This is a genomic window from Photorhabdus cinerea (assembly GCF_011189575.1).
Taxonomy (GTDB): Bacteria; Pseudomonadota; Gammaproteobacteria; order Enterobacterales; family Enterobacteriaceae; genus Photorhabdus; species Photorhabdus cinerea.
In genome coordinates this window covers 1-2,796 of record NZ_PUJW01000082.1, presented here as the reverse complement: position 1 = coordinate 2,796, position 2,796 = coordinate 1, and the positions used below count along the sequence as shown (strand labels likewise).

At 52.1% G+C, this 2,796-nt stretch carries 2 protein-coding genes and 1 pseudogene; 2 read left to right on the top strand and 1 reads right to left on the bottom strand.

The annotated features are described in order from the left end of the window. On the top strand, positions 1-1,574 hold a 1,574-nt coding region (locus C5469_RS22550; protein WP_278249792.1), incomplete at its 5' end, for an ImcF-related family protein. A 592-nt stretch (positions 1,575-2,166) separates the two neighbouring features. Here C5469_RS22550 and C5469_RS24625 read toward each other — a convergent pair. Then, positions 2,167-2,484: a hypothetical protein gene (locus C5469_RS24625; RefSeq protein WP_166310905.1), complete on the bottom strand. Its 318-nt coding sequence runs from the start codon at positions 2,482-2,484 to the stop codon at positions 2,167-2,169. A gap of 3 nt (positions 2,485-2,487) precedes the next feature. Here C5469_RS24625 and C5469_RS22540 point away from each other — a divergent pair. Then, a pseudogene (locus tag C5469_RS22540) lies at positions 2,488-2,607 on the top strand (type VI secretion system tube protein Hcp); the annotation flags it as partial. Positions 2,608-2,796 lie beyond the last annotated feature (189 nt).

Genomic DNA, 2,796 nt, shown 5'->3' with positions numbered 1-2,796 from the left:
CCCCCAGTTACGGGGATTTAGGGCTGGCACAGATGACCGGGGCGACCGATGCCCGCCGGCTGTTTAGCACGAATCAAGTGGTGCCGGGGATGTTTACCCGTCAGGCGTGGGAAGGTCAGGTGCAGAAAGCCATTGCGGAGGTGGTGGCGTCCCGGCGGGAAGAGATTGACTGGGTACTGAGTGATGGCCGTCAGCCTATTGCGGAAGCGGTTTCCCCGGCGGTGTTAAAAGCCCGGCTGACTGAACGTTACTTTACGGATTTTGCCGGGGCGTGGCTGAACTTCCTCAACAGTGTGCGGTGGAATAAAGGGCATAACCTGTCCGACACCATAGACCAGTTAACCTTAATGGCGGATGTGCGTCAGTCGCCGCTGATAGCGCTGATGAACACGCTGGCGTATCAGGGGGAAACTGGGCAGCCGGGGCAGGGATTATCAGATTCATTAGTCAAATCGGCCCGGAATCTGTTCCAGCAATCGAACCGGCCCGTGACTGACCCGAACAGTGGCCCGCAAAATCCCCTGGACAACACTTTCGGTCCGTTATTGACCCTGATGGGGAAAAACCGCGGCCAAACCCTGATGACGGCAGACCGGACTCTGAGTCTGCAAACCTACCTGACGCGGGTAACGCGGGTACGGCTGAAACTGCAACAAATCGCCAATACCGATGATCCGCAGGAGAGAATGCAGGCACTGGCGCAGACGGTGTTTCAGGGAAAGAGTGTGGACCTGACCGATACTCAGTCATATGGCAGCCTGATGGCGGCGAGTCTGGGGGCGGAATGGAACGGATTTGGTCAGTCGGTGTTTGTGCAGCCGTTAATGCAGGCATGGCAGACGGTGCTGCAACCGTCAGTGGCGAGTATCAATGCGCAGTGGCAGTCCTCGGTGGTGGCAGACTGGCAGGCGGCGTTTAACGGGCGTTACCCGTTTGTGGACGAGGAAGACGAGGCGTCGCTGCCGGTGCTGGGGCAGTTTATTCAGGCCGATACGGGACGGATAGAGCAGTTCCTGCACAGTCAGTTAGGGGGCGTGCTGCATAAAGAGGGCAACCACTGGGTGGTGGATGAAGAGGGGAGTCAGGGGCTGCATGTAAACCCGGCGTTTCTGACGGCGATAAATCAGCTGAGTGAATTATCGGATGTGCTGTTGACGAACGGGGGTCAGGGAATGCGGTTTGAGTTGCGGGCGAAGCCGGTACGGGATGTGGCGGAAACGGACCTGACGATAGACGGTCAGAGGTTGCGTTACTTTAACCAGATGGAGAGCTGGCAGCGTTTGCGCTGGCCGGGAGAGAGCGATAATCCTGGGGTGGTGTTGACGTGGACGAGTGTGAATACCGGGGCGCGGGTGTTTGGTGATTACCCGGGGGAGTGGGGGCTGCTGCGCTGGCTGGAACAGGCACAGGTGAAAGCGCAGGAGGGGGGGCGTTACCGGCTGAGGTTTATGGCGCCGGACGGGTTGCCGCTGACCTGGGATTTACGCACGGCGCAGGGGAAAGGCCCGCTGGTGCTGTTGGGGCTGAAAGGGTTCCGATTACCGACACAAATATTCAGTGATAAAGGGGAATAAACCCGGTTGAACCCACTGAACATTCACGCTGAGCATTATCACTGGTAAGTGATCAAAATATGACGGGATGTTGTTATTCATAAGATGAAGGACATTTTTAGAGAATATCATCATGATATTCTTATTGAGTAATTATGGGTTATCTGGCGGTGGGATTATATTTATCTGACAGTAATGGCAATATTGATAACACGTTTATCTTGCGGGGGTATTTATTCTCATTCGCATAATTTGACTGAGATTCATTCTTTTTTACGAGAGCGAAGGGTTATTTTTAAAAGGATATTATTTATCCGGCATTGAAATGTAATGCATTGAAAATAATATAAAATATGTTTTCTGTTGTGGGTTGTTCACCTTATTGTATTAGGGTGTTTTACGTTATAAAAATAAACTCAATCTTTTTATGTAAATAAATGTCATCTTGTTTATGTTTTATTAAATTTTCTGGGGTTTATCTTTCTATATCCGCCAATATATGGGCCGGCCATGAAACATATTGTGCTTTTTAATAAATAAAGACTTGATTTCCCTATGCACCCATTAAGAGAATGATCTTATTCATCAACAGCGCATCCTGTTAATTCAGACATTAATTGATAGCGTATAGAGGGTTTGCGCTGTTATTTGTATTTCGGTTAAACCGCCGGTCAGGAAGTCTCTGATCAGGTTTGCTATTTTCCGGATTTATGATGGACGGCACAGTTTGATTCTGCCGTACAAGGTGAAGGGGCAATGCGGCCAATTGCCACTCATTCAACCGCGGTGGGGTGGACTGCCAACCGCCGCGTTGAAATCCGTCGGGTACCTGACGCCGTCGCCTGCCAGCGACTGCAACCGGTGCCAGACGCTTTATCAACAACAACGTCGCCGGTGCAGGCGACCTCACACACTCAAAAACAGGAGTCATATTATGGCTATCCCCGCCTATTTGTGGTTGAAAGATGAAGGCCGCCTCGAAATCGTGGCGCTGAAACATACGCTGCATATCCCGACGGACAACAAGACGGGCAGGCTGACCGGCACTGGCGTTATTGCGGTGCCGGTTACAAGGGCGTCCCTCTCCTTCTGCCTAACAGACCGTTTCATTTGATCGCGGAGAAAACGCATGATGGAGAGAAAAATGCTGCTGGCCCGCCAGCGTCAGGCGGATAAAACGAAGCTGACGGGTCATTGCCGTTACCGGCTTGAGGTCCGGCGCTGTGAGGCTGAGCTGGATGTG